This window comes from Seonamhaeicola marinus, from assembly GCF_008085455.1.
This window is the reverse complement of sequence record NZ_VSDQ01000409.1, coordinates 209-25,650: the sequence shown is the minus strand read 5'-3', so window position 1 is coordinate 25,650 and position 25,442 is coordinate 209. Positions and strand designations below refer to the sequence as shown.

Annotated in this window: 28 protein-coding genes; 6 read left to right on the top strand and 22 right to left on the bottom strand. The window is 32.8% G+C overall.

Translation table 11 applies throughout. The annotated features are described in order from the left end of the window. Positions 1–2: 2 nt before the first annotated feature. Positions 3–206, bottom strand: coding sequence for a membrane or secreted protein (locus FUA24_RS05325; protein WP_148540328.1), 204 nt, complete (start codon positions 204–206; stop codon positions 3–5). A gap of 139 nt (positions 207–345) precedes the next feature. Between FUA24_RS05325 and aqpZ the strand changes: the two genes are divergently transcribed. Continuing rightward, positions 346–1,032 carry an aquaporin Z gene (gene aqpZ / locus FUA24_RS05320; RefSeq protein WP_148540327.1) on the top strand — a complete coding sequence of 229 codons (687 nt, stop codon included), beginning with the start codon at positions 346–348 and terminating at the stop codon, positions 1,030–1,032. Between the two features lie 73 nt (positions 1,033–1,105). Here aqpZ and FUA24_RS05315 read toward each other — a convergent pair whose 3' ends face one another. From FUA24_RS05315 to FUA24_RS05300, 4 genes are read right to left on the bottom strand one after another with little or no spacing between them, the layout of a single operon-like run. Then, entirely contained in the window at positions 1,106–1,894 is a 789-nt protein-coding gene (locus tag FUA24_RS05315) for an anti-sigma factor (protein ID WP_148540326.1), read from the bottom strand. A 4-nt stretch (positions 1,895–1,898) separates the two neighbouring features. Beyond that, positions 1,899–2,438: an RNA polymerase sigma factor gene (locus FUA24_RS05310; protein WP_148540325.1), complete on the bottom strand. Its 540-nt coding sequence runs from the start codon at positions 2,436–2,438 to the stop codon at positions 1,899–1,901. Positions 2,439–2,493: 55 nt separating this feature from the next. Beyond that, on the bottom strand, positions 2,494–3,507 hold the full coding sequence (gene murB / locus FUA24_RS05305) for a UDP-N-acetylmuramate dehydrogenase (RefSeq protein WP_148540324.1): 1,014 nt from the start codon (positions 3,505–3,507) through the stop codon (positions 2,494–2,496). Continuing rightward, positions 3,507–4,697 carry a pyridoxal phosphate-dependent aminotransferase gene (locus FUA24_RS05300; RefSeq protein ID WP_148540323.1) on the bottom strand — a complete coding sequence of 397 codons (1,191 nt, stop codon included), beginning with the start codon at positions 4,695–4,697 and terminating at the stop codon, positions 3,507–3,509. The genes murB and FUA24_RS05300 overlap by 1 nt, the downstream gene beginning before the upstream one ends. Positions 4,698–4,947: 250 nt before the next feature. Here FUA24_RS05300 and FUA24_RS05295 point away from each other — a divergent pair, with 250 nt between their 5' ends. Beyond that, positions 4,948–6,156 (top strand): PDZ domain-containing protein, encoded by a 1,209-nt coding sequence (locus tag FUA24_RS05295; RefSeq protein ID WP_246146960.1) that lies wholly within the window; start codon positions 4,948–4,950, stop codon positions 6,154–6,156. Between the two features lie 57 nt (positions 6,157–6,213). Here FUA24_RS05295 and FUA24_RS05290 read toward each other — a convergent pair whose 3' ends face one another. Next, a complete protein-coding gene (locus tag FUA24_RS05290; protein WP_148540321.1) occupies positions 6,214–6,645 on the bottom strand; it encodes a DUF1573 domain-containing protein in 432 nt (143 codons plus the stop codon). A 237-nt stretch (positions 6,646–6,882) separates the two neighbouring features. On the opposite strand from FUA24_RS05290, the gene FUA24_RS05285 reads away from it, so the two are divergent. Beyond that, complete coding sequence (locus tag FUA24_RS05285; protein ID WP_148540320.1) at positions 6,883–9,519, top strand: valine--tRNA ligase; 2,637 nt, start codon at positions 6,883–6,885, stop codon at positions 9,517–9,519. 36 nt (positions 9,520–9,555) lie between these two features. Here FUA24_RS05285 and FUA24_RS05280 read toward each other — a convergent pair whose 3' ends face one another. The 14 genes from FUA24_RS05280 to rsfS all read right to left on the bottom strand — a co-directional run bounded on the left by FUA24_RS05280 (position 9,556) and on the right by rsfS (position 22,222). After that, a complete protein-coding gene (locus FUA24_RS05280; RefSeq protein ID WP_148540319.1) occupies positions 9,556–10,686 on the bottom strand; it encodes an acyltransferase family protein in 1,131 nt (376 codons plus the stop codon). 291 nt (positions 10,687–10,977) lie between these two features. After that, complete coding sequence (locus FUA24_RS05275) at positions 10,978–11,340, bottom strand: hypothetical protein (protein ID WP_148540318.1); 363 nt, start codon at positions 11,338–11,340, stop codon at positions 10,978–10,980. After that, complete coding sequence (locus FUA24_RS05270; protein ID WP_148540317.1) at positions 11,341–11,730, bottom strand: hypothetical protein; 390 nt, start codon at positions 11,728–11,730, stop codon at positions 11,341–11,343. 10 nt (positions 11,731–11,740) lie between these two features. After that, positions 11,741–13,111 carry a GxxExxY protein gene (locus FUA24_RS05265; RefSeq protein WP_148540316.1) on the bottom strand — a complete coding sequence of 457 codons (1,371 nt, stop codon included), beginning with the start codon at positions 13,109–13,111 and terminating at the stop codon, positions 11,741–11,743. A gap of 91 nt (positions 13,112–13,202) precedes the next feature. Next, positions 13,203–14,054: a HEAT repeat domain-containing protein gene (locus tag FUA24_RS05260; RefSeq protein WP_148540315.1), complete on the bottom strand. Its 852-nt coding sequence runs from the start codon at positions 14,052–14,054 to the stop codon at positions 13,203–13,205. 370 nt (positions 14,055–14,424) lie between these two features. After that, positions 14,425–15,804, bottom strand: coding sequence for an ankyrin repeat domain-containing protein (locus tag FUA24_RS25700; RefSeq protein WP_246146959.1), 1,380 nt, complete (start codon positions 15,802–15,804; stop codon positions 14,425–14,427). 59 nt (positions 15,805–15,863) lie between these two features. Then, on the bottom strand, positions 15,864–16,244 hold the full coding sequence (locus tag FUA24_RS05250; protein WP_148540314.1) for a VOC family protein: 381 nt from the start codon (positions 16,242–16,244) through the stop codon (positions 15,864–15,866). Next, positions 16,241–17,380 carry a DUF6786 family protein gene (locus FUA24_RS05245; RefSeq protein WP_148540313.1) on the bottom strand — a complete coding sequence of 380 codons (1,140 nt, stop codon included), beginning with the start codon at positions 17,378–17,380 and terminating at the stop codon, positions 16,241–16,243. The genes FUA24_RS05250 and FUA24_RS05245 overlap by 4 nt, the downstream gene beginning before the upstream one ends. Positions 17,381–17,398: 18 nt before the next feature. After that, positions 17,399–17,665 (bottom strand): acyl-CoA-binding protein, encoded by a 267-nt coding sequence (locus FUA24_RS05240; RefSeq protein WP_148540312.1) that lies wholly within the window; start codon positions 17,663–17,665, stop codon positions 17,399–17,401. Further along, complete coding sequence (locus tag FUA24_RS05235; protein WP_148540311.1) at positions 17,665–18,315, bottom strand: phosphatidylserine decarboxylase family protein; 651 nt, start codon at positions 18,313–18,315, stop codon at positions 17,665–17,667. Before FUA24_RS05235 ends, FUA24_RS05240 begins: the two co-directional genes overlap by 1 nt. Continuing rightward, a complete protein-coding gene (locus tag FUA24_RS05230) occupies positions 18,305–19,126 on the bottom strand; it encodes a phosphatidate cytidylyltransferase (RefSeq protein ID WP_148540310.1) in 822 nt (273 codons plus the stop codon). The genes FUA24_RS05235 and FUA24_RS05230 overlap by 11 nt, the downstream gene beginning before the upstream one ends. Continuing rightward, a complete protein-coding gene (locus FUA24_RS05225; RefSeq protein ID WP_148540309.1) occupies positions 19,127–19,735 on the bottom strand; it encodes an LUD domain-containing protein in 609 nt (202 codons plus the stop codon). A 120-nt stretch (positions 19,736–19,855) separates the two neighbouring features. After that, positions 19,856–21,844, bottom strand: a complete 1,989-nt coding sequence (gene ftsH, locus FUA24_RS05220; RefSeq protein WP_148540308.1) for an ATP-dependent zinc metalloprotease FtsH — start codon at positions 21,842–21,844, stop codon at positions 19,856–19,858. Positions 21,845–21,850: 6 nt separating this feature from the next. Then, complete coding sequence (gene rsfS / locus FUA24_RS05215; RefSeq protein ID WP_148540307.1) at positions 21,851–22,222, bottom strand: ribosome silencing factor; 372 nt, start codon at positions 22,220–22,222, stop codon at positions 21,851–21,853. A 95-nt stretch (positions 22,223–22,317) separates the two neighbouring features. Here rsfS and FUA24_RS05210 point away from each other — a divergent pair, with 95 nt between their 5' ends. Continuing rightward, complete coding sequence (locus tag FUA24_RS05210) at positions 22,318–23,049, top strand: biotin--[acetyl-CoA-carboxylase] ligase (protein WP_148540306.1); 732 nt, start codon at positions 22,318–22,320, stop codon at positions 23,047–23,049. Here FUA24_RS05210 and FUA24_RS05205 read toward each other — a convergent pair. Beyond that, positions 23,046–23,441 carry an SRPBCC family protein gene (locus tag FUA24_RS05205; protein WP_148540305.1) on the bottom strand — a complete coding sequence of 132 codons (396 nt, stop codon included), beginning with the start codon at positions 23,439–23,441 and terminating at the stop codon, positions 23,046–23,048. The two genes, FUA24_RS05210 and FUA24_RS05205, sit on opposite strands and share 4 nt — an antisense overlap. A 30-nt stretch (positions 23,442–23,471) precedes the next feature. After that, positions 23,472–24,116 (bottom strand): orotate phosphoribosyltransferase, encoded by a 645-nt coding sequence (pyrE, locus tag FUA24_RS05200; protein WP_148540304.1) that lies wholly within the window; start codon positions 24,114–24,116, stop codon positions 23,472–23,474. A gap of 137 nt (positions 24,117–24,253) precedes the next feature. On the opposite strand from pyrE, the gene FUA24_RS05195 reads away from it, so the two are divergent. Both FUA24_RS05195 and FUA24_RS25040 read left to right on the top strand, forming a co-directional pair. Then, on the top strand, positions 24,254–24,835 hold the full coding sequence (locus FUA24_RS05195; RefSeq protein WP_148540303.1) for an NUDIX hydrolase: 582 nt from the start codon (positions 24,254–24,256) through the stop codon (positions 24,833–24,835). A 169-nt stretch (positions 24,836–25,004) separates the two neighbouring features. After that, positions 25,005–25,442 (top strand): hypothetical protein (locus FUA24_RS25040; RefSeq protein ID WP_187388180.1); only part of this gene is annotated, 438 nt, incomplete at its 3' end.

The following is a 25,442-nucleotide window of genomic DNA, read 5'->3' as shown; positions in this document are numbered from 1 at the left end:
TGTTAAGAGTGTTGTGGTTCACTACAATCGGCGTATTGATCTGGAGTTCTTCCACAAAAGCCACAATTTTCGCCTTCTTTATTTAAGGCAGGGTTTTGGCTAGCACAGGTACCAGCAAACTTACCATCTTTTTTTGCCCAAATTTTTATAGCTATTCCAGCAATAGCAACGGCTAAAAACGCAACTGTAATTAAAAAAAGTTTCATCTTAAAATTTTATACAAAGGTAACACTTTTATAGATTTTAGATTTAAATATTAAAAATAAAATAAATGTGACAAAAAAATAATATTGGTGTCGTACTTTTAATTGAAAATCAGAATACTAACTAATTAAATTGAAAATTATGAAAAAATTATTTGCAGAGTTTTTTGGAACATTTTGGCTCGTTTTTGGTGGTTGTGGTAGTGCAATATTCGCAGCTGGTTATCCTGATCTGGGTATTGGTTTTGTTGGCGTTTCTTTAGCTTTTGGTCTTACTGTATTAACTATGGCTTATGCTGTAGGTCATATTTCTGGAGGGCATTTTAATCCTGCGGTTTCTTTTGGATTATGGGCAGGTGGAAAATTTAGTGCTAAAGATTTATTAGGTTATATTGTTGCACAGTTAATAGGGGCCATTACAGCTGCTGGAGCCTTATATGTAATAATTTCGAATAAAGCTGATTTTACTTCTGTTGGTGGATTTGCAGCTAATGGTTTTGGTGATTTATCACCAGACGGTTATTCCATGACAGCAGCTTTGATAGCTGAGTTTTTATTAACAGCGTTCTTTTTATTGATTATATTAGGAAGTACTAATGAAAGAGCTCCAAAAGGTTTTGCTCCGATTGCCATTGGTTTAGGTTTAACCTTAATTCATTTAATTAGTATTCCAATTACGAACACCTCTGTTAACCCTGCTAGGTCTACAAGTCAGGCATTGTTTGCAGAAGGAGAATTTGTTTCACAATTATGGCTGTTTTGGTTGGCTCCAATAGCTGGAGCTATAGTTGCAGGTTTTATACATAAAACATTATTTGATAAAGAATAAGTGTTTATGCTTTAAAAAAGTAAAGCCTCATTTTAATTTAAAATGAGGCTTTTGTTTTAAGTGTTATACTATATTACTGAAGGCTTACTTCAGCAACTTTATTTTCTAAAGAGGCAATGTCATTTCCTCCTTTTGGCTCAATTGTAATGTTTAATGCTAGCGCATTTTCAGTGTATGGAATAGATCTTAACTGTCTGTCAGCTTCATTAAGTACGCCTAAATTTATCATTTCCCCTTTCATCTCAGCCCAAATTTGATAGCATTGTTCTTCGGGCAATTCTGGTAAAGAGACTACATCTATCATCGATGTCTTTTCTTTAGGGTTAATATAGGCTACAGTTTTTAAATCTTTAGCTCTGTCATTACCATTAATGATGTACTTAGCAGTTTCTGGGTTGTTAAGCTTCATTAATTGACGCATTACTTCATCTAGAGTTTTTCTGTTTTCAGCAATGTCATCACGTAAATCAAAAATTTCTTCATCAACTACAACAGTATCGCCTTGTAGTTTTTGATTTTCACTGTAAAAGTAAACGGAGGTTGCAGCAAAAAATAGAGCAGCAACGCTTGCTGCGATACTAAACTTATACCATTTTTTGTATCTATTAGTATCAGCAATTTTTATTACTGGCGCATCATCTAATTCATCTAGAATGTTATCTAGAAGATTTTTAGGAGCTTCAATAGCATTACTTTTTGCTACAATTTCTAAATTGTACTGTAATGTGTTATACGTATTCTGTACTTCGGGGTATTTGGCAATATAAGTTTCCACCATTTCCGTTTCGCCAGAAGTAGTTTCACCTATTAGATATTTTTCTAAAAGGCCAGAATTTAAGAATGTGGTAATCTTATCATTCATGACTTTATTGGTTTTGCGGATCGTAAATCTTTTTTAACTCACGTAATCCTATTTTTAATCTCGATTTTATAGTACCTAGCGGAATATTTAATTCATCACTAGCTTCTTGTTGTGTCATGCCCTCAAAAAATAGGGCGTTAATAACAATCTGATATTTTTCATCAAGTGTTTTAAGGTGTTTTCTAATATCTAAAACGTCTTGATTAATACTATCAGCTGTAAAAGTATATACGGTAGAAGTCTCGATTTGGACTTCTTTTCCGCTTTTATTTTTTTGCGATCTAACTTTATCTATAGCTGTATTATAGGCAATTCTATAAAGCCATGTAAATAATTTTGCTTTAGCTGGATCGTATTTTTTGGCGTATCTCCATATTTTAACAAAACATTCTTGAAGTACATCTTGGGCAGTCTCGTCGTCTGTAATGACCTTTTTTATAACACCAAATAGCGCGTCGGCGTAGTTTTCGTAAAGCAAAGAAATGGCTTTTTTATCTGCTTTTTGCAGTAGGGCAACGATTTCTTTTTCAATTGATGTTATCAAGGTTAATTAGTTTATAAGCCAGTTAGTTATTCCAAATTTAGACATTTCTTTTAGATTAGAGTAAGTTTACTTCAGCTTCAATATGGATATTGAATAATCTAAAAATCGTTTTCTGTATTAATTTTGAAAGCTTTAAAATATCTTCTCCTTTGGCATTACCATAATTTACCAAAACTAATGCTTGTTTTTTATGAACGCCATATGCACCAAAACGTTTACCCTTGAAACCAGCTTTTTCAATTAGCCAACCAGCAGGAACTTTTACCTCTGCATCTGAAACTGGGTAACTCGGTATATCTTCAAAGTTATCTTTTAAGCTTTCAAATAAGGTTTTGCTTATTACCGGATTTTTAAAGAAGCTTCCACTGTTTCCAATATCTTTTGGGTCTGGTAATTTACTTTGGCGAATAGCAATTACAGCTTTAGAAATATCTTGAATAGAGGGTGTATTAACCCCCATTTCATTTAGTTGAGATGTAATAGCGCCGTAATTAGTGTTTAATAGGTGTTTCTCCTTAGTTAATTTAAAAGTCACGCTAGTTATAACGCGTTTTCCTTTTTCTTCTTGTTTAAAAATGGAATTTCTATATCCAAAATTACAGTCCTTTTTATCGAAGACTTTTTCTGTTTGATTTTCAATAGAAACGGTTTCACAAGACACAAATACATCTTTTAGCTCAACACCATAAGCCCCAATGTTTTGAATAGGAGCAGTGCCAACATTTCCCGGAATTAAAGACATGTTTTCAATCCCTCCATAATTATTAGCTAAACACCAAAGCACGAATTCGTGCCAGTTCTCACCCGCAGCTGCTTTTACGAAAACATGATTGTGATCTTCCGAAATAACTGCGATTCCTTTAAGGTTTAGGTGAATAACAAGTCCGTCAAAATCCTTTGTCAGCAACATATTGCTTCCGCCTCCTAAAAGTAATTTATTAGGGTAATTAGAAGAATTAAGAACCTTTTTTAGTTCAGAAACATTAGAAATAGAAACAAAATGCTTAGCCTTAACATCAATACCAAATGTATTGTAAGGCTTTAAAGATGTATTTTGTTCAATGTGCACTAGTCTTTGTAAACTTTTAAGGCTTCCTTGATTATGTTAGCCGCTTTAACCAAGCTTTCTTTATTAAGTACGTAAGCAATCCGTATTTGGTTTTTTCCTATACCTTCGGAAGAATAAAAACCACTAGCCGGTGCTACCATAACAGTTTCATTATCAAGGTGAAAATGCTCTAATAACCATTGTGCAAAATTATCTGCATTCTTAATAGGTAATTCAGCAATACAATAAAAAGCGCCCTTAGGAGTAACTACTTTTACCCCTTCAATTTTATTTAATTCCGCTATTAAAGTATCTCGTCTTGTAATGTAGATGTCCTTTATTTCTTCAAAATAACTCGATGGTGTTTCCAAAGCCGCTTCACTCGCAATTTGTGCATATGTTGGAGGGCTTAATCTTGCTTGAGCAAATTTTAAAACAGTATGTCTAATGGTCTCGTTTCTAGTAACCAAGCAACCAACTCTTGCTCCACACATACTATAACGTTTGGAAACTGAATCTATCATAATGGTATGTTCATCCAGTCCATCCAATTCCAAAATAGAAAAATGGGAATGGCCATCGTAAGTAAACTCACGATAAACTTCATCAGAAATTAGAAAAAGATCATGACGTTTTACAATATCAGCCAATTGTCTTATTTCTTCTTCAGAATATAAACATCCCGTTGGATTCCCCGGATTACAAATCATTATAGCCTTTGTTCTAGGGGTAATTAATTTTTCAAATTCCTCTATAGCTGGTAAAGCAAAATTATCTTCGATGCTCGAAATAATAGGAACAACTTTAACACTAGCAGCTGTTGCAAAAGCAATATAATTGGCATAGAAGGGTTCACAGATGATTACTTCGTCATCAACATCCATAATGCTACCAAAAATAAAGGCAATGGCTTCGCTTGCTCCAGTAGTAACAACGATATCTTTATTTGAAACAGAAATGTTATGCTTGCTGTAATAATTAGCCAGCTTATTTCTGTAAGTCTCGGAGCCTTCTGAACGCGAATAGGACAAAATCTCAACATCATTCTCTTTCACCGCTTTTAATGCCACCTCAGGAGTCTTAATATCGGGTTGTCCAATATTTAAATGGTAAATATGCTTACCGTTTTTCACAGCTTGTTCTGCAAACGGTACCAATTTCCTAATAGGTGATTCTGGCATTAATTGCCCTTTTTTAGATATTGTTGGCATCTAATTTTAATTTAGTGTGCAAAAATGAGAAAATTATCTTAAAGTTTTTTTAAAAAAAACGCTTAACTGGTAAGCATTATCAAAAGATTTGTAAATTCATCTAAATGATACATATCTTTTAATGAAAAAGTTTAAATTTTTCTTTTTTCTATGTTTTTGTTGGCTTAATTCAATATCTGCACAGAACAAATTCATCTTTCAAAATAAAAAACAATCGGATAAGATAAACTTCAAACTCATTAATAACCTCATGGTTATTCCTGTTGAAGTAAATGGTGTAGAGCTTTCATTTATTTTAGATACCGGAGTTAGTAAACCAATTATATTTAATTTTTTAAATGTATCGGATACTCTAAAAATAAAAAATACAGAAACCATATACATTAGAGGTCTTGGAGATGGCGAAGCTATAGAAGCACTACGATCTAGAAATAACATTTTTAAAATAGGAGATGCCATAAAATTACGGCAAGATTTATATGCAGTTTATGGTTTAGATATAAATTTTGGACCCAGATTAGGGATACCAATTCACGGTATTATAGGATTAGATTTGTTTAAAGATTTTATTGTTGAGATTAATTATGCTGCTAAATATTTGGAGTTACATGACCCCAATACCTATAAATATCGGCGTTGTAAAAACTGTGAAGCCTTTAGGTTGGAGTTTTATAATGATAAACCTTATTTGAATGCCCATGTTAAATTGAGAGAAAAGAAAATACCAATTAAGCTTTTAATTGATAGCGGAGGTAGTGATAGTTTGTGGTTGTTCGAAGATGATTCGTTAGGGATTAACTCTGGGGATCGGTTTTTTAATGATTTTTTAGGTCATGGATTAAGTGGTAGCGTCTATGGTAAGCGAGGCAAAGTTGCGTCTTTTTACTTAAAAAGTTTTGAGCTTAAAAAAGCCAATGTGGCTTACCCTGATTCTACGTCTATTGTATTTGCAAAGAAAATTAAGGATAGAAATGGCAGTATAGCCGGAAATATATTAAAACGTTTTAACGTAATTATGGACTACCCAAACTCTTTAATAACACTACGGAAAAACTCAAATTTTAGAGAACGTTTCAGTTATAATAAAAGTGGTATTGAAATAGCTCATAATGGTGTACGCTTTGTTAAAGAATATGAACCAGCCAAGTATAGAACACTAGGCAATGAGGAGAGTAGTTTAAATAGAAATGGTGTAAGTGTAGTATTGAATAGAAGGTATAAAATGACCTTAAAACCTGCTTATGCCATAGTAGAATTACGAGAGGGATCTCCAGCACATAGAGCAGGCTTAGAAAAAGGAGATGTAATATTGAGTGTAAACGGAAAGTCTACGCACCAATTAACACTTCAGCAAATAATGGTTATGTTTTATGGTAATACGGGAAAGTTAATTAAACTTAAGGTAGAACGAGGAAATAAAGTCCTAGGTTGTAGTTTTAAACTGGAGAGCTTATTGTAAAAAATAAAAAAAGGTCTAAACAATTGTTTAGACCTTTTTTTATTTTTTTAAGTACTGTTACTGCTGAACTATACTTTTAGATTTTTTTTCTAGAATACTCGCTTTGTTAGCATTAGAATCTACAACTAAACCTTTTATCTTTAAACCAATAGTCGGTCTTTCTGCATTAGAAATTACCGTAATTGTTTTTCTAATTGGGTTTACTCTATTCGTATCATACTTAACTTTAATCTCACCAGTTTTACCAGGCATAATTGGTTCTTTAGGCCAATTAGGAACTGTACATCCACAAGATGATCTAACATTACTTATAATAAGAGGAGCTTCTCCGTTATTTGTAAATTCAAACACGCGCACACCATTTGATCCTTTTTCAATAGTGCCGTAATCTATAGTTTCAGCTTTAAATTTAATTTTTGCTTTTTTCTCTTGTGCGTTAATAGATAAACTTATTAACCCGATAAATAAAATTGTAATTAATTGTTTCATTACGTTATTACTTTTTTAATTCTTGGTAAACATAGCTACTTTTTCCATAATCTGCAAAAATAACAGATGAAATGCATGTATGTTAACATATTTGACTTAGTTAAAGGTACGTATAACTTTTTCAGGTGACTTTAAAAAATCGTTAAAATATTAAGCTTCCAAATGAGCGCAATAGTTTTCACAGAAAAAGAAATATAAGTACTTTTGCAAACTATAAGTCAAAAACTGTTCCAAAGTATGCAAATTCCTTCTAAATATAATGCTAATAAGGTAGAGACTAAGTGGTATGATTACTGGATGAAACATAACTATTTTCATTCAACGCCAGATGAAAGAGAACCTTATACAATTGTAATTCCACCACCAAATGTAACTGGGGTTTTACATATGGGGCATATGCTTAATAATACAATTCAAGATGTATTAATTAGAAGAGCGCGTTTACAGGGTAAAAATGCATGTTGGGTACCTGGTACAGACCATGCTTCTATTGCTACAGAAGCTAAAGTTGTAGCTAAATTAAAGGAGCAGGGTATAGACAAAAACGATTTGTCTAGAGATGAATTTCTTAAACATGCTTGGGATTGGACGCACGAATATGGAGGTGTTATTCTTGAGCAATTGAAGAAATTAGGATGTTCATGTGATTGGGAACGTACCAAATTCACCATGGACGATGATATGAGTGAAGCGGTTATTAAAGTGTTTGTTGATTTGTACAACAAGGGCTTGATTTACCGTGGGTATCGTATGGTAAACTGGGATCCTGAGGCAAAAACAACCCTTTCTGATGAAGAAGTAGAATACATTGATAAGCAAGGGAAGTTATACCATATTAATTATAAAATTGAAGGTTCTGAAGAGGTATTAACAATAGCTACCACGCGTCCTGAAACTATTTTAGGAGATACAGCTATTTGTATCAACCCTACAGATGAACGTCATTTTAACTTAAAAGGAAAAAAAGCTATTGTACCAATATGCAACCGTGTAATTCCTATTATAGAAGATGAGTATGTTGATGTGGAGTTTGGTACAGGGTGTTTAAAAGTAACGCCAGCGCATGATGAAAATGATAAAGTTTTAGGAGATAAACATCAACTAGAAGTTATTGATATCTTTAATGAAGATGCTACTTTAAATAGTTATGGTTTACATTACGAAGGTAAAGACCGCTTTGAGGTTAGAAAAGCCATTGTAAAAGAACTAGAGGAATTAGGACTAATTTCTAAAATTGAAGACCATAATAACCGCGTGGGTATTTCTGAAAGAACTAAAGCTATTATAGAGCCAAGGTTGTCAGACCAATGGTTTTTGAAGATGGAAGATTTAGTAAAACCTGCTATAAAAGCGGTTTTAGGAGAAGATAATGATATTCAATTATTTCCTAAAAAGTTTGAAAATACCTATCGCCACTGGATGGAAAACATTCGCGATTGGAATATTTCACGTCAGTTGTTATGGGGACAACAAATTCCTGCATACTACTATGGTGACGGAAAAGAGGATTTTGTTGTTGCTGAGTCTATTGACGAGGCTGTTAAACTAGCACAGGAGAAAACTTCTAATTCTGAGCTTAAAGCTTCTGACTTAAAACAAGAAACTGACGCTCTAGATACATGGTTCTCATCATGGTTATGGCCAATGAGTGTATTTGATGGTATTAGAAACCCCGAAAACGACGATATCAAATACTATTACCCAACCAATGATTTGGTAACAGGACCAGATATTCTGTTCTTCTGGGTTGCTCGTATGATTATTGCGGGTTACGAGTATAAGGATGCTAAACCTTTTAAGAATGTATATTTAACAGGTTTAGTTAGAGATAAGCAACGTCGTAAGATGAGTAAGTCTTTAGGTAATTCACCTGATGCTTTAAAACTAATTGAAGAATACGGTGCTGGTGGTGTACGTGTTGGTCTATTATTAAGTGCGGCAGCTGGAAACGACTTATTATTTGACGAAGCACTTTGTCAGCAAGGAAAGGGTTTAGGAAACAAAATTTGGAGTGCCTTTTATTTAACAACCTTATGGGAAGTGTCTGAGACTATTAAGCAGCCTCAATCTAGTAAAATTGCCTTAGAATGGTATGAAGCTAAGTTTCAGAAGGCATTAGTAGAAATTGAAGACCATTTTAGTAAATACCGCTTAAGTGATGCTATAATGGCTATTTACAAATTAATTTATGATGATTTCTGCGGATGGTTACTAGAAATTGTAAAACCTGCGTATCAACAACCAATTGACGCTACAACATATAATGGAGTTATCAAGTTGTTAGAAGATAACTTAAAGATATTACATCCGTTTATGCCATTTATTACTGAAGAAATTTGGCAATTAATAGCAGAAAGAACTCCAGAAGAAGCTCTAATAGTAGCGAAATGGCCAGAATTAAGGTCTGCTAGTGAAGATTTAATTGCTGAATTTGATTTTGCAGCCGACGTGATTTCTGGTATAAGAACCATTAGAAAAGAAAAGAATATTGCCTTTAAAGATGCTATTGCATTTTCAGTTATTAATAACGAAAATGTAGCAAATACCTTTGATAAGGTTATAAAGAAACTGGGTAATCTTGAAGGTATTGCATACGTTTCTGAAGCTATTGATGGTGCTTTAACTTACCGTGTAAAATCTAATGAGTATTTTATACCAATGGCTGGTGCTATTGATGTTGAAGCTGAAATAAAAAAGCTAACAGAAGAGTTAAACTATACCGAAGGTTTCCTTAAGTCTGTACAAAAGAAGTTATCTAACGAGCGTTTTGTAAACAATGCACCAGAACAGGTTGTGGCCAGTGAAAAGAAAAAGGAATCTGACGCTTTAGCTAAGATTGAAACGTTAAAGGCTAGTTTAGCAAGTTTGGGATAAGCTCACAATTCACAATTCAAAAGGGATTTTGGAATGCTAATCCTTTCGTTTAGATGCTCTCCATTGGCGTAGTTTCTTCTGAGCCGGAATTTCCACATAATTGTAGGTTATATAGGATGATGCTACGATTAAACTAAAGAGTATTAAGAACCATAAAGTTCTTTGTGCTAAGTCAGGTGTTGTTGTGGTGGAAGGTATAAAGTATAAATCTATCCACATTACCCATGTATATATCCAGAAAAGATGGATTAAATAAATGGAGTATGAAATATTGCCAATAAAAATTAACGGTTTCGTATTTAGTAGTTTATGCGGTAGGCCTTTGTTAAGCGCTGCGCAAAGAATAAGCACTGCAAAAAGAGGGATGATGATAACATCATATAAGCCAAAATGCAACACTAAAATAGAGCTGACTAATATTACAAAGAAAAGCCAATCTTTGGTCCATATCGTTTCTTTATAGATAAGATATTTGTAAGCTTGGTACACAACAATACCAACAGTAAATCCAAAAACACATCTAAGCGTGCCCAATGCGTAAAACTCATCAAGGGTAAATTTTGGATTTTGACTTGTAATGAAAATGTATCCTAACAAGGATAGTATTACCGAAATAATTCGCAATACCATGTTGCCCTTATTTAATAGTGGTATGAGTATAATGGCTAATATGTATGTCCACCATTCTGCAGCAATAGACCAAGAGCCTACGTTCCAAACAGGACGATCAACAATACCACTGGTTTGTAAGAAGAACAAATGATAAAGGAAATCGGGTAAAGATCTTGTCCACAACCATTTTTTTTCTGCGTATTCCGGAAATAACCATAACAATACGATTATTTGCAATACAAAGAGTAGCATTATAAAAACATGCAAAGGGTAAAGTCGTGAGAATCTCGCCCATAAATAGTTCTTTACCGTTGTTTTGGTTCTATGTTCTAGCTTTTCGCTATATACATGACAGATTACGAATCCGCTTAGAATAAAGAAAAAATCTACCCATACATAGCCGTTATTAATTATAGAAGAATATTCTAAATCAATTAATCTAGGAAACCCACGTAACATTAACCAAATGTCGAAATGAAAAAACACGACCAGAATTGCAGCAATTCCTCTTAAAGGTGTAAGTGAAGGAATATATCTAGTTAGTCGTTGTTTCATGGTCTTGCCGTTGTTAGAAAGAAAATCAATCAGGTTTAAAGTGCTTTATTATAAACACTGAAAATAAATCAATATGAACGACAAAAGAGTTGAACAAGTTCAATATGGGATGAGATTAAAGTTTTTAAGGTTAGTTTGGGGTGGTTTTGTTTAACGGTAACTCATAAGAATAGTAGCGGATTTTTACGCACTTACCATTCCGTTTGGTACTGTCTTTTGATTTATAAATTTTACTTACGTTTTAGCGATTAAACCGCTTTTATTTTTCTACAATGTTGTGCGTTGCATTTTTTAATCGCTCGTGCTCCAACCGTGCTCAATTCCATTCCAACCGTAATGTTTATTGTGATATTGTTCCATAGCTGCTTTAAATTGAGCAATAATTAATACAGCGTCACTATTGGTTGGTAAACTTTCTTCATCAAGTAAATCAAGAAACTCAACAGTTGGGTCATCTTTCAAAATTGTCTTGACTTTACTTAATATTCTGTTAGTCATTTTTACCTTAAGTGCATTTAGAGCACCATCTTGTTTTTTCTTTGATAATTCTTTAATCTCTTCATAGACAGAGTCTAAAATTGGTGATAGCATATCAAATTGTTCTGCATTTGCTTTTGTTGGTTTACCAGTTGTTGGAAATTTCTTTTTACTCATTTATTTTTCTTTAATAATTTTAGGCATTACTGTTCTAATATCAGATAGCTTTCCATTAACTATCCAAAACCAATGTTGAGGATAAGAATCTTGTTTTTTGACGTTATCTGACCTTAATTTCTCAAAGCAATTTATATATTGAGTTAACATCATTGCAACATCACTATTTGTTGGCATATCCTCATCTTCAAAAATTTCAAAGTCATTAAATGGTCTATAACTACTACCAAGCAACTTATTCGCATCAACAAGTATCTGATTCACAAACTTTAATTTGAACTTATTCAAAGCATCGTTTTGAGATTTTTTAGATAGTACACTTATTTCATTATGTAAACCTTGTAATTGAGCTTGCAATTTTTCAAAAGTATCTACTTCTTGTTTTGTCATATTCTGTTTTTTAAGCTGGACAACTTCTTGTAAATTCTACATATTTTCGTTTAATAACTTCTATAGGAAGTCGTTGTTTACTCTCATAAACCTCACACATTAGTTTTAAATCTGTGTCATCTAATACAAGAATGCATCTTCTTTGACCTGCCCATAAATCAATAGTATTTTTAAATATACTTTTAGGAACCTTATTTCGTGTGAAAATAATTCCAAATCGACCAAACTGTTCAGTTAGGTATCTGTTTAACTGATTTATATGTTCTCTTTTTACTTCTTTGACATTTTTTAATTCTATCACAAGCTGTTTAGAATCATACGTATCATATATGTCGGCTAAAAAGTCAAAGGACCGATTATTATAAAAAATTAAATCTCTTATTTGAGTTCCAGAATCGATTCTACTTTGCTCTTTTGCAAAATCTAAATGGGGATACAACATAGAAGACATTATTTGTACCATTAAATCTTCGTATTTCATATCAGCATTATCTGTTTTTCCAGTTGGTAACTTTAAAATAGTATTCTGTTTTCTTTTTACAGATAAAACTGGAATTTGGGTGAAAAGTGGGTCGTTAGTTAGCTTTTTATTGTCTTGTTCTTTTAAGGAAATATAGGAACTAACCAAGTTGTAATTATTCCTATTGAAATCAAGAATTTGAACACGTTTTAATTTACCATCGTACTCCTTCTCGATATCTTTTATATAGTAATTATTGAAATAATCTTCATAGTTAATCCAAGGAACGAATTTTAACCATCTTTTTGGTGTTAGAATTATTGGTTGCCCATTCTCAGGATTAATAGGAAGATAGGTTTCCTCGATTTTTATTTTTTGAGATTTGTAATCATAAATAGGAATTGAACATTTCTCAATAGGGATTTTGTGTTTTTGACATTGGTCAATAGTGAAATCAACAAGAAATGATTTGATAAGACAACAACTAATATCACTTACTCTATCCTTTGATACATTATCTACTAGTAACTGTATTTCTTCAAAATGTTGAAATCCTTGTTTGTTAATTTGAGGAATTGATTTGAAAAGGTTTAATATTTCATTTGCTGTTTTTACCCCTATTTTTTTTCCTTGTCTTGTTTTCGAATTTCCTAAACCAATTTCATTACATTCTGACAATTCAATTAATATTTCTCTAGCTTGTTGTTCATTTCCCTTTACAAATAAGTGCCCTAATTGATTGAATGAATTAACAATTGAAGTGTGCAAAGAATTATCCTGTTGGGATTTGATTTTCCACATTAAAAAAGGGTCAACATATAGTGGAATATCTTCATCCAAGAACGGAATTGCAAAATCAACTTCCTCTTGTAAAAAAGGAAGATTATGATAGTCATTTAATCTTGGTCTTATTATTGCCATTCAGTTTTCAAGGTTACGCACAACATCTCTTGTATGTTGCGTTTGCCTGCCGAAGGCGGCATATGCAATATACAAACTGTTGTATACAGTTTTATTTGTTTTTTTTCCAAAATTCCCACCACTTGTTTCCATTATCTTTTAGATGGTCTGAGTTTTTAGAATCGTTCAGTTTTATTTCTTGTTCAATTTTTGAAACCTCTTCTAATCCAATTTTTTTCTCCAAAATGTCTTTTGAAAAAGCTTTGATTTCTTGGTGCGGATCGCCCATAGCTTCTTTTAAAAGTTCAATAGATTCGTCATTAGAACAGTACCTTAATCCTCTAGTGGCGTGGTATCTTATTGGAGCTAGTTCATCTTGTTTTGGATCGTAGTTCCTGGTGTCTAAACTTTGGATTCCAATATTTATTAAACGTTTTATCTCTGGAATTGCTTCATCTTTACTTAATTTAGCTAAGGTCTCGACAGCTAAACCGACAGTAATAATTCTATTTCTCTTAAAAGGATTTTTTCCTTTTGGTTGGGTAAAAGGATCAAAATTGGAAATTCTCTTAAGCGAAGGAATAGCTCTTTTTTCCTCCAACTTCCCAACTTGGGTTATTACTTCTTCATCCAATCCTCTTCCAATAGGATATTCATTAATTGGAATTTCTTCTATTTTTCGCAAAAGTTCAATTAGTGAATCTCTAGTATATTTATTATCAGGAGATTCAACAAGAATTTCTCTGTCATCTCCTGAATATACTGGACCAAGAGGTGTTTCTATTCTATTTGGGTTATGATGAGGATGGTTAATACAATATGTATAAAATGGATCATCTATTTCTAGGTTTCGGATCTGACAGACTACAGTTCCTTCTTTAGTTGACCCATGATAACCCGGTTCTCCTTCATTTTTTGAATTGAACCAACAGGTTCCACAACAATCTGATCCTCCATTTGGCATATTACATTATTTTTTCGAATTGTATACAACGTATGTATATGATTACTAAGGTAATCATATATCTACTATAGAAGCACTAAAATAGTAAATATTTTATGTCAGAAAAATTGTTAAGGGCTACATTCGTGTATATTTTTGTTAGTTGGGCAACATTAGACTTAAGCGTTGCTTTATATGTCTTATATCTGCGACATTTTCTAACAAATGAGTAAGTCACTATGCCTTAACCTATATGGTGTCACACGATCTTTAATATCAGCTTTTTTGACCGTATCAATCGTAATGCAAAGCCAAAGCTCTACTTCAACCGTAAAACAAGTTTAGCACAAATGAACTTTACTGGTGGCTAAATGAACGTAGTTGAAAAATTCTATTTTTTAAGCTCAGCAAAAACATCAGTACTCACCCAATAGATATCTTGGTTACTGGTATAAAAAAAGTATTTGCCGTCTTTGGTTACAAAAGGACAGTATTCATAGTTTGAAGTATTTATTGTATTGCCCATATTTACAGATGGTGTCCATGTGCCATCTGAATTTTTAAAGCTTATATATAAATCACCACGCCCAAAACCATTATTTCTTTCAGAACAGAAAATAATATAAGATTCATCGGGTGCTATGAATACATCGGCTTCATAAGCATCAGTATTTATGGCGTTACCAAGTTTAACAGGCTTTTGAAATTCGCCGTTATTATTTTTAGAGTAGTAGATATCATGTAGGGCATTATCTTTTTCAGAATGCCCATTAGAAGAAAAATACATGGTACCGCTATTTGTAAAAGACATATAATATTCGTTTCCACTTGTATTGATGTTTGTACCTGCGTTAATAGGTTGAGACCATCCGTTTTCTTGTTTTTCAATGTACCAGATGTCTATATCTTTAGGTTTGCCAGTACCGTTTAAAGTATGACTAGAGATAAAGTAAAGCCTCTTTTCATCTGGAGATAAAAAAGGATCGTTATAGCCGTAACGTTCATGAGACAATAAAACCTCAGGTTTACTCCAGACACCATTAATTAGTTTAGTGTGTCTTATTTCATTTCTGCCACCCATATCTACGGCAAAATAAAACGCAGTGCCCTCAGCATTAAAGCAACAGCTAAATTCCTGCTCTTCGGTAGAGATAAAATTAGGGGCAAAAAGTTGAGGGGTCAAACCAGGATCAGGCTGTCCCAAATATGTCCCTTTGAGTTCATATGTTCTAACCTTTGTTCTATCTGCTCCTAAAGACACTAGGAGTTTTGAAGCCTCGGTTAAGTTCATCCTTTTCGCAATCTCTAGCGCGGTACTCCCGCGTTTATTGGTAGCGTTAATATCTACACCATGGTTTACTAATTTTGTGATAAAGGTTGTACGATTCATTAAGGTAGCCTTTTCTAATAAAGAACCTCCATATTCACCAACCCAAAGCTTATTTGGCTGCAGTTCAACCAACCTATCAAAAAAGTCCGCTACATCATAATGAACGGCTACATGTAACGGCGTTCTCTTCTGCTTGTTTTCCATATTAACATCTAAACCTTTTTGAATTAGATAATCAAATATTTCCTTTTGTTTACAACCTACAGACCAATGAAGTAATGACATGCCGTTGTTGTCTTTAATCTCAATGGGATTATGTTGTAGGAGACTGTCTAATCGTTTCATTTTTCCTTGGCAGACCGTTCTAAAAATATCTTGTCCGAAAGAAGCGGATATAGATAATAAGAATAAAATTGACAGTGTTTGATAGCGAAATTTCATTTTAAGAAGATTGGTTAATTTGATTGACGATGAATAACTTAAGTACGGATTTTTTCTGATTATATTGTTATTTCAATTAAATTTCCTTCCAGATCTTCAATGACACTTTCATAGTAGCCATCTCCTGTGGTTCTAGGTTCACCAACAATTTTATGTCCGCTTTCCCTAATTTTTTCAGTTAGAACATCTACATTTTCCCTGCTTCCAACCGAAATTGCAAAATGAGCAAAACCTAAAGGAGTAGTATTCAGAATTTCCGAAACATCTGGTCGATGCATAAGTTCTATTCTTGCTCCATTTTTAAAAGATAAAAAGTAAGAACTGAATTGTTTTTTAGGATTATAATACTTCTCGTTAGAATTTAAATCAAAAAACTTAAGATAGAAGTTTTTCATGGCTTCAATATCTCTAGTCCAAATAGCTATATGTTCAATGGTCATAGGTTGGTATCATTTAAAGATAAACCCAATAATTTAGTTGAAATAGCATTTAATTCTGAAGGTGTAGAAGAGAAGTGGTAGACTCTATGCCAATGCGAGGTTGTTGCGTTAGGCCGTAATTCCTTTAAAGGTGCATTACTTTCCAGTTCATAAAAATCTGAGCCATTATTATAAATGGGAATGGCTTCGCCTTTATAAGGTTTATCCTGAATACTAACATAAGAATTAGAATATAACGTGTCTTGTTCTTTCTTATACTGAATAATGGTGAGTCTATGATTAGTTTTGGAATAACACCCGTAAATAGAAGGAGCGTATTGCGGAGGTACACCAATTTTACTTCGGTATTGTCCATCGCCTTTAAATAACACGGCATTGTTTTTTACAACAAACCTTGTACTGTCTAATGCTGCTAAATACGTTAAAACATCTTGTTTCCTACCATTGTTTTTAAGAGGAATGATAATCACAGAATCATCGCCGGGATACATGCCAGCACTCCACAATCCTGCTAAACCTTTATCTTTTGTCCAAGCTATGGTGTCAAGGTTTTTTAATTGATGTTCAGTTTCAAAAGCAACAAATTTGGTGGCGCTTGAAACATTTATGTTTAAATTATTCTGAATGGTCTCTTTAGACAGGTTAGATATTTTTCGGTTAACTTCAAGGTTAAACGTTGTGCCAATAAAATTAGTGAGATGCATCTTTTTTGATAACTTCACGTAATTAGGTGTTGTTTGAACTACTTGATATGGTTCCGCCTCCATGGTGGCAGGTACCTTCCAGTTGTCGTCATGAATTGGTGCTAATTGCTGAAAATAAAAAGAAAATTGCGAGCCTAATGGTCCGATCCATAGGCGTTCTTCTCCACCGATACTTTTAGTTGAATCTTTCAGAGCAATTTCGTTGATCCAACCATTGCTCATACCGTTTAGGTTGTTGTAAGTTGAGGTTAAAATGCGTCCTTGATGATAGGGCGAAACCAGAATTCTAGAGTTACCCTCATTTGAAACTAGTTCAATAACCTCATGTTGGTTTTCAACAAGGTTTAAATAATAGTTGTAATTTTTTTTTGAAGAATTTGAACAGCCCAAACATAAAAAACAAAGAAGTGAAATAGAGATTAAATGTTTCATATAAAGGCTTATTAGAGGTTATTCTCGGTATAAAAAATATTTGTTAACCAAATCTATATATTTCTCTTTGGCTTCAGCTTCAGTAAGGCTTTTAGCCTGAAATAGTGCATTGGTTTTAAATGCATTTATCAATGCTTCTCTACTTCTTGGTCTACCATAATCGTTGGTAGCTTTTTTGTAGTAAGCATATAGTTTTAGGAGCGTGTCTGCAGGAAAAGGTTCTTTGTGAGCATTTACCCTTGCAACCGCTTCTGTAAATTGTTTATCTAATTCTTCGTTAGTCATTATTTTTGGGCTATCACAGTTTCCCCGCCTCTAACTTTCTGATTTAATTCTACTTTAATATTGGTATCTAATGGTAAAAATAAATCTACTCTAGATCCAAATTTAATAAAGCCAGCATCAGCTCCTTGTATGGCTTTGTCATCAACCTTAGCATAATTAACAATGCGTTTAGCTAAAGCTCCAGCTATTTGTCTATAAAGAACTTTACCATAAGATTGATTTTCTACAACAATAGTAGTACGCTCATTTTCCTCACTGGCTTTAGGGTGCCATGCTACTAAATATTTGCCTGGGTGATATTTACTAAATAATACATTACCGCCAATTGGGTAACGTGTAACATGCACATTAATTGGAGACATAAATACACTAACCTGTAGGCGTTTTTCTTTGAAATATTCTTTCTCAAAAACTTCTTCAATAACCACAACTTTACCATCTACAGGCGATATAACCTGCTCTTCATTTAAAATCGTACGTCTTTTTGGGTTTCTGAAAAATTGTAAAATTAATACAAGAAATACAAGTAAGGTAAGCATGATTAGCATTCGTAACCAAGCAATGGAAACAAAATAATCCGTTAATAGTGTTCCTGCAATTACAATTAAGAATGTTATTAATATGATTTTATGCCCTTCTTTATGAAACATAATTTAGTAAACTTAAAAATGAATAAATAAATGGTGCTGCAAATATAATACTATCTAGTCTATCAAGTAAGCCTCCATGACCAGGCATAATAACACCACTGTCTTTTACACCAGCTTGCCTCTTAAATTTTGACTCTATTAGATCGCCCAGTGTGCCGAAAACACTAATAATTATACTCAAAACAAGCCAGTGGGTAAAATTTAAAGTATGTGTAAAATTGGCAATAAAATAACTGGCTACACAAGCAAAAAAGAGTCCACCCAGAAAACCTTCAACAGTTTTTTTAGGTGAAATTTTTTCGAACAACTTCTGTTTGCCAAAGTTTTTTCCAACTAAATACGCAAAGGTGTCATTAACCCAAATAAGTATAAAAGAGCCCAGTAAGATGTTGGCGTTATTAGAATCTTGATAGTTGCCAATTAAGACCATAAAGACAAACGCACTTGATAAATAAAAGGTGGTAAGTATAAATCTTTTGGTGGCAAAAAGAGGAATGGTTTTTTCTGAGAATAAATCTTTAATAAGAAACAACTCTACAAAGATGGTAATGACCATTAGAATTTGAATGGCCTCATCTAAACCAAAATTGGTATTTAAAACTAATTTCCAGTAAACAAAGACAAAGTATAAGATTACAAAGATTATATAAGGGATAAAACTCTTTAGCTGAATAAGCTTTTTAAATTCCGCAAGTGAGACTAAACCGAAGATAAAGAATAGAATAATTAAAGCGTGTTCATTTTGAAAACAACCAATTAAAATTAAAATATAGAGTAGTCCAGAAAGACTCCTTATAAGTGTTTCTTTCATTTATAAATCTTCTAAAAGGAGTAGGTATAAATTTTTAGCGCTACTGCCGTAACTTAAAAAGTCATTGTTGTCGTCAGATTTGAAATGCTTTATGGTAGTAATATTTGTTGGTATTTTTTCTCTGTTTTTTGACTTTATACCTCGTAAACCTTCACCAATGTTTTCAACAATTTGACTAGTAGTTGCAAAAACAACAAAACTTAAAGGAAGTTCGGGTAGTTTTTTCTCAAAGATTTGTTTTGAGGATATTAACAATGAACCATCATTTGCAATTAAGTTTTCGCAAGTTGTTAGGAAAAATGCAGATTCACTTATCAGTTTAGAAGGTGTTAGGTCAGAATTTTTAAACTTACTTTTTAAGTTTTCATCAAGAAGTAAGACTTTGTCATTATTCCATTGATTTTCGGCAATAATGTTTTCTAAATTCTGATAAACTTCATTTAAATCTTCGCAATACAAGAACTTTCCACCATTAGCTTTAAAGTTTATGGTAAACTTTTCATCTATTGGCAGCTTAATTTCAGGCATGTATTTGCCTCTTTCTTGGGATTTTAGTTCCTCTGTTGGCTTTTCTGATTTAGAACCAAAAAGTTTTCTAAAAAGACTCATTTAAGTAGCTGCTATTAACCCGTTCTTGTTGTCGAATATCAAATATAAAAAATCTTAAATTAACCTTAAGGTTAATTTAAGATTTTTACTAAAAGCTTAACAAAATAAGCTGATTTTGGATTATTTTTCTGAATCTTCTATCGATTCAGTTTTATCAGCTTGTTCCGTTTCTGTATTTTCTTCAGTAGATGCTTCGCCAAAATCTCGCTTACCAAAAATTCTTTCTAGGTTGTCTTTAAAGATAACTTCTTTATCTAAAAGTTCTTCGGCAAGTTCAGTAAGCTTGTCTTTGTTTTCCTCTAAAAGTTTAATAGCTCTTTGGTACTGCTCTTCAATGATATCTGAAATCTCTTTGTCAATTAATTCAGCAGTTTGTTCACTATAAGGTTTAGTGAAACCATATTCGCTTTGACCAGAAGAATCGTAATACGTTAAATTACCAATTTTATCACTTAATCCGTATACGGTAACCATAGCTCTTGCTTGTTTAGTAACCTTTTCTAAGTCACTAAGTGCACCAGTAGATATTTTGTCGAAAATCACTTTTTCTGCTGCTCTACCACCTAAAGTTGCACACATTTCATCTAGCATTTGCTCAGGACGAACAATTAAACGTTCTTCTGGCAAATACCAAGCAGCTCCTAAAGAACGCCCTCTTGGAACAATGGTAACTTTTACAAGGGGTGCAGCATGTTCTAACATCCAACTTACAGTAGCGTGGCCTGCTTCGTGATAAGCAACTGCTTTTTTCTCACTAGGCGTTATGATTTTGTTTTTCTTTTCTAAACCACCAATAATTCTATCTACAGCATCAAGGAAATCTTGTTTATCTACTTCCTTTTTACCATTTCTTGCAGCAATTAAAGCTGCTTCATTACATACATTAGCAATATCGGCTCCAGAAAAACCTGGTGTTTGCTTAGATAAGAAATCGGTGTCTAACCCTTTAGCTTTTTTAAGAGGTCTTAGGTGTACCTCAAAAATTTCTTTACGCTCACGCAGGTCTGGTAAGTCTACATATATCTGTCTGTCAAATCTACCTGCACGCATTAAGGCTTTATCAAGAATATCTGCTCTGTTGGTTGCAGCAAGTACTATAACATTAGTATTTGTGCCAAAACCATCCATTTCGGTTAGTAGCTGATTTAATGTGTTTTCACGTTCATCATTACTTCCAGACATGGCATTTTTACCTCTGGCTCTACCAATAGCATCAATTTCATCAATAAAAATGATTGATGGTGATTTCTCTTTTGCTTGCTTAAACAAGTCTCTAACACGAGAGGCACCAACCCCAACAAACATTTCAACGAAATCAGATCCAGATAAAGAGAAGAAAGGTACTTTAGCTTCACCTGCAACGGCTTTTGCTAAAAGTGTCTTACCAGTACCAGGAGGACCTACTAATAAAGCTCCTTTTGGTATTTTACCACCAAGTGTAGTGTATTTCTCTGGGAACTTTAAGAAGTCTACAATTTCTTGTACTTCTTCTTTTGCTCCTTCTAATCCAGCCACATCTTTAAAGGAAGTTTTTACCTCTGTATTTTGATCAAAAAGTTTTGCTTTAGATTTACCAATGTTAAAAATTTGTCCACCAGCACCGCCACCAGCGCCTCCAGACATTCTACGCATTATAAAAATCCATACACCTATAAGTATAATAAAAGGGAGTATTCCTATTAAAATATTACCTAGGGTATCTGTTTCCGTATCAAATTCAACGATAGGCTTAGTATCTAAATCTTCAATGATTTCATTTAACTTGTTTTCAAAGTTTTGAAGGTCACCGAATTCAAATTTATAATTTGGTAAAGCACTTACAGAGGGAATAAAGGGTTGCTGTTTTGAATTCTTATGAATTTCTTTTGATTCAGCATCTTTGGTAAGGTATACTCTTGCAACTCTGGTATTCTTTACGATATCTACTTTTGCAACATCTCCATTTTCTAAATATTTAAAAAAGTCTGATGTAGTTGTTTTAGATCCGCTATTAGAACTATCGCCTCCAAAAAGTTGAAACCCTAAAAATAGGGCAATTAGAATACCGTATATCCAATACGGGCTAAACTTAGGTTTTTTGTCTTTTATATTTTTTTTGTCGTTTGCCATCTATTTTTAATAACTAGTTTCTATTACTGTTGTTTTTGCATCTCCCCAAAGACTTTCAATATCATAATATTCTCTAACATGTTTTTGAAATACATGTACAACAACATTAACATAATCTATCAAAACCCATTCTGCATTATCTTCACCTTCGGTATGCCAAGGTTTGTCTTTAAGTTCTTTACTTACTTTTTTTTGTATGGAATTAACTATGGCATTAACTTGTGTATTAGAAGTACCTTCACAAATTATAAAGTAGTCACAAACAGTATTATCAATTTCTCTTAAATCTAAAATATTTATTTCTTTCCCTTTAACATCCTCAATACCACTTAAAATTACAGATATTAGTTGGTCTGCGCTTATTTTTTCTTTCGCCATTAAATTTATTTAATTTGTACAAAGTTATTATTTTTTTAGTTCTTTGAGCTTTAAAAAAATCATAAGATTTTTAAAGCGGCTAATAACTTATTCATATGTCTATAATCAAACTTGATGCCACCGATTCTACAAATAGCTTTTTACGTGGGTTAATTAGTGAAGAAACTGTGGCAGACCTTACAGCTGTAATGGCTAAAAAACAGACTAATGGTAGAGGGCAAATGGGAACTGTTTGGAATAGCGAAGCTAGTAAAAACCTTACGTTTAGTGTGTTTAAGAACTTAGAAGATGTACAAATAGAATTTCCATTTTATATAAGTATAGCCACTTCTTTGGCACTTTTAAAAACACTTTCTTTTTTTTCTATTCCGAAACTAAAAGTAAAATGGCCAAACGACATTTTGTCAGAAGACAAGAAAATCTGTGGTATTCTTATTGAAAATGTCATAAAAAATAACAAAATCACGGCATCGATAATTGGTATCGGGTTAAACGTAAATCAGACAAATTTTAAAGATTTACCAAAAGCGTCTTCTCTTAGAATTATTTCTGGGAGGTTGTTCGATTTAGAAGAAGTTGCGCAACAAATTATAAGTAACTTAAGATATTATTTTAACCTTTTAAACTCAGGGGATCTGGCACTTTTAAAAGAGGAATACCTTAACTATTTATTTAGAAAAAATAAACCTTCAACATTCAAAAATGCTGAAGGTAATTTATTTTCTGGTTTTATAACTGATGTCTCGGACTCTGGAAATTTAGTTGTATTACTAGAGGATGCGATTGTACAAGAATTCGATTTAAAGGAAATTCAGTTACTCTATTAGATGGCTTTAGGAATGCTTGTAGCTAGAGTTTCTATAAACTTACTAATAGGACCTTTAATCATCATAGACATCATTGGATTGAAGTCGCCTGAAAATTGTAGTTGTACTTCACTAGAACCATCTCCTGTATCAACAATGTTTCCAGTAAGAGCAAAGTCTAATTTACCACCGGCTGCTCCTAAGACAATTTTGTTAGGTGCATTTACCTCTTTTTTCTTTAGTATGATTTCTGGCATTCCCTTAAGGGCAAATAGAAATTTGTCTTCCTCTAAGACTTCAAATTTACTAATGTTTTCAGGCATTAAAGATTCAAAATTCTTAACATCAGATAAAAAGTTAAATACCTCTTCTGGTGATTTCTCAACGTTTATTTTTGGAGATTCTAAATTCATTTAAATAATTTTTATTTCAGACTTAGTATATCAAATAGCGTTCCATTCACTAGGATTGATATTCCATTCAGAAAGTGTCTTTAACTGATCTTCTGTAATGTAGTTCGTATCAAGGGCTTGTTTCAGTAAACTGTCATAATTACTTAACGTTTGTAGTTCTATATGCTCCTCCTCGAAATTTTTGGCAGCAATTTCAAAGCCATAGGTAAAAATAGCAATCATACCTTTAACATTGATTTCGGCATCTTTTAATGCTCTAACTGCATTTAAACTACTTTTTCCGGTACTAATTAAATCCTCTACCACAACGACATTTTGTCCCTTGTCAATAAAACCTTCTATTTGGTTTTTTCGTCCATGCCCTTTGGCGTCAGGTCTAACATAAATGAATGGAAGACCTAGGTATTCTGCAACTAACATTCCAATTCCAATAGCTCCCGTTGCAACACCTGCAATAGCGTCAGGTTTACCAAAGTGTCTATCTATTTGTTTAGCCATGGTTTCTCTAACGTAGTTACGTATTGGGGGGAATGATAAAATAATGCGATTGTCACAGTAAATAGGAGATTTCCATCCTGATGCCCAGGTAAAAGGTTCTTTTGGACTAAGTTTTATAGCATTAACTTGCAATAGAACTTCTGCGGTTTTTTTGGCTGTATTTTCATTAAAAATCATGGGTCAAAAATACGGATTAATTTAAATTTATGTAAGAGGAAGCTTATTAATAAAAATATTTTTTTCAACAATAATCTGTACATGTAAAAAAAAGATATTTTTACTATTTTACAAATCACAAATGTTAATTGGAGTATATGTATAAAGTATTTGTTGGAGACAAACCTATTGTACTAACAACTAAGGTAGAACAAGAGACAAATTTTAAAAACTATTTAATAGACACAGTAAATATAGGAAAGGTTATTAAAGAGCTGTCTAATACCAAATTGGAAGAGGTAAGGTTAATCCATAAAAAGGAAGATAAACTGCTTCCCAAGTTTTTAAAAATGCTTCCCAATGTTGTGGCAGGAGGAGGAAAGGTCTATAATAATGAAGGGGCGGTATTGTTTATCTATAGAAATGATAAGTGGGATTTACCCAAAGGAAAAGCGGAAAAAAGTGAAACTATTGAAGAAACATCCATTAGGGAAGTAGAAGAGGAAACAGGAGTAACTGGATTAAAAATTACTAAACCCTTAGAAACAACATATCATATTTTTAAACGCAACGGAAAGCACAAAATAAAAGTGACCTATTGGTTTGAAATGGAAACAGATTTTTGTGGAGAACTGTTTCCTCAGGAAAACGAAGGGATAACCAAAGTAGCATGGTTAAATAAAAAGGAGGCTACTGAAGCTTTAATAAATTCTTATGCTAATATTAGAATATTGGTTTAATGTAAAGGAAGTCTAAATAATTAATTTGTAGGTTTTTATGTAGAAAAAGTAGGTTTAAGGGATAAATTTTCGACGAACGGTATGATTTTTTTGTTTAACAAAAAATTAAAAATGTTAAACAAAATGTTATTTTGTTTAATTTTACACATGAATAATTAAACAAAAAATCATGGAAGCAGCACTACATCAACTAAACCCCAAATTTAGACACCTTCTTACTTCATTGTTTTTGTTATTAGCAGTTCAGGTATTTGCAGATACGAATTGCGGTGAAATTAATAGTTTTGAGCTTACTAATGGTCATGAGACCGTCAGTTTAATGAATAACAATAGTTATATTTTATCCGATTTACCATCAGGATTTTATATAAAAACTAATGTTAGTGGAAATATTAAAAGTGTTAAGTACACTGTTGAAAATTTAGACACAGGAAAGGTCTATAGAATTACAGAAAATATAACGCCATATACATTTCCTGCTGGGAATAATGCATGGCATTATGGAACTGGTAATTTTCGTATTACAGCCAAAGCCTTTAAATATTACTTGGGAATTGGAGAATGTGATTCAAAGACCATCTACTTTTCTTTTAAACCGCCTTGTGAA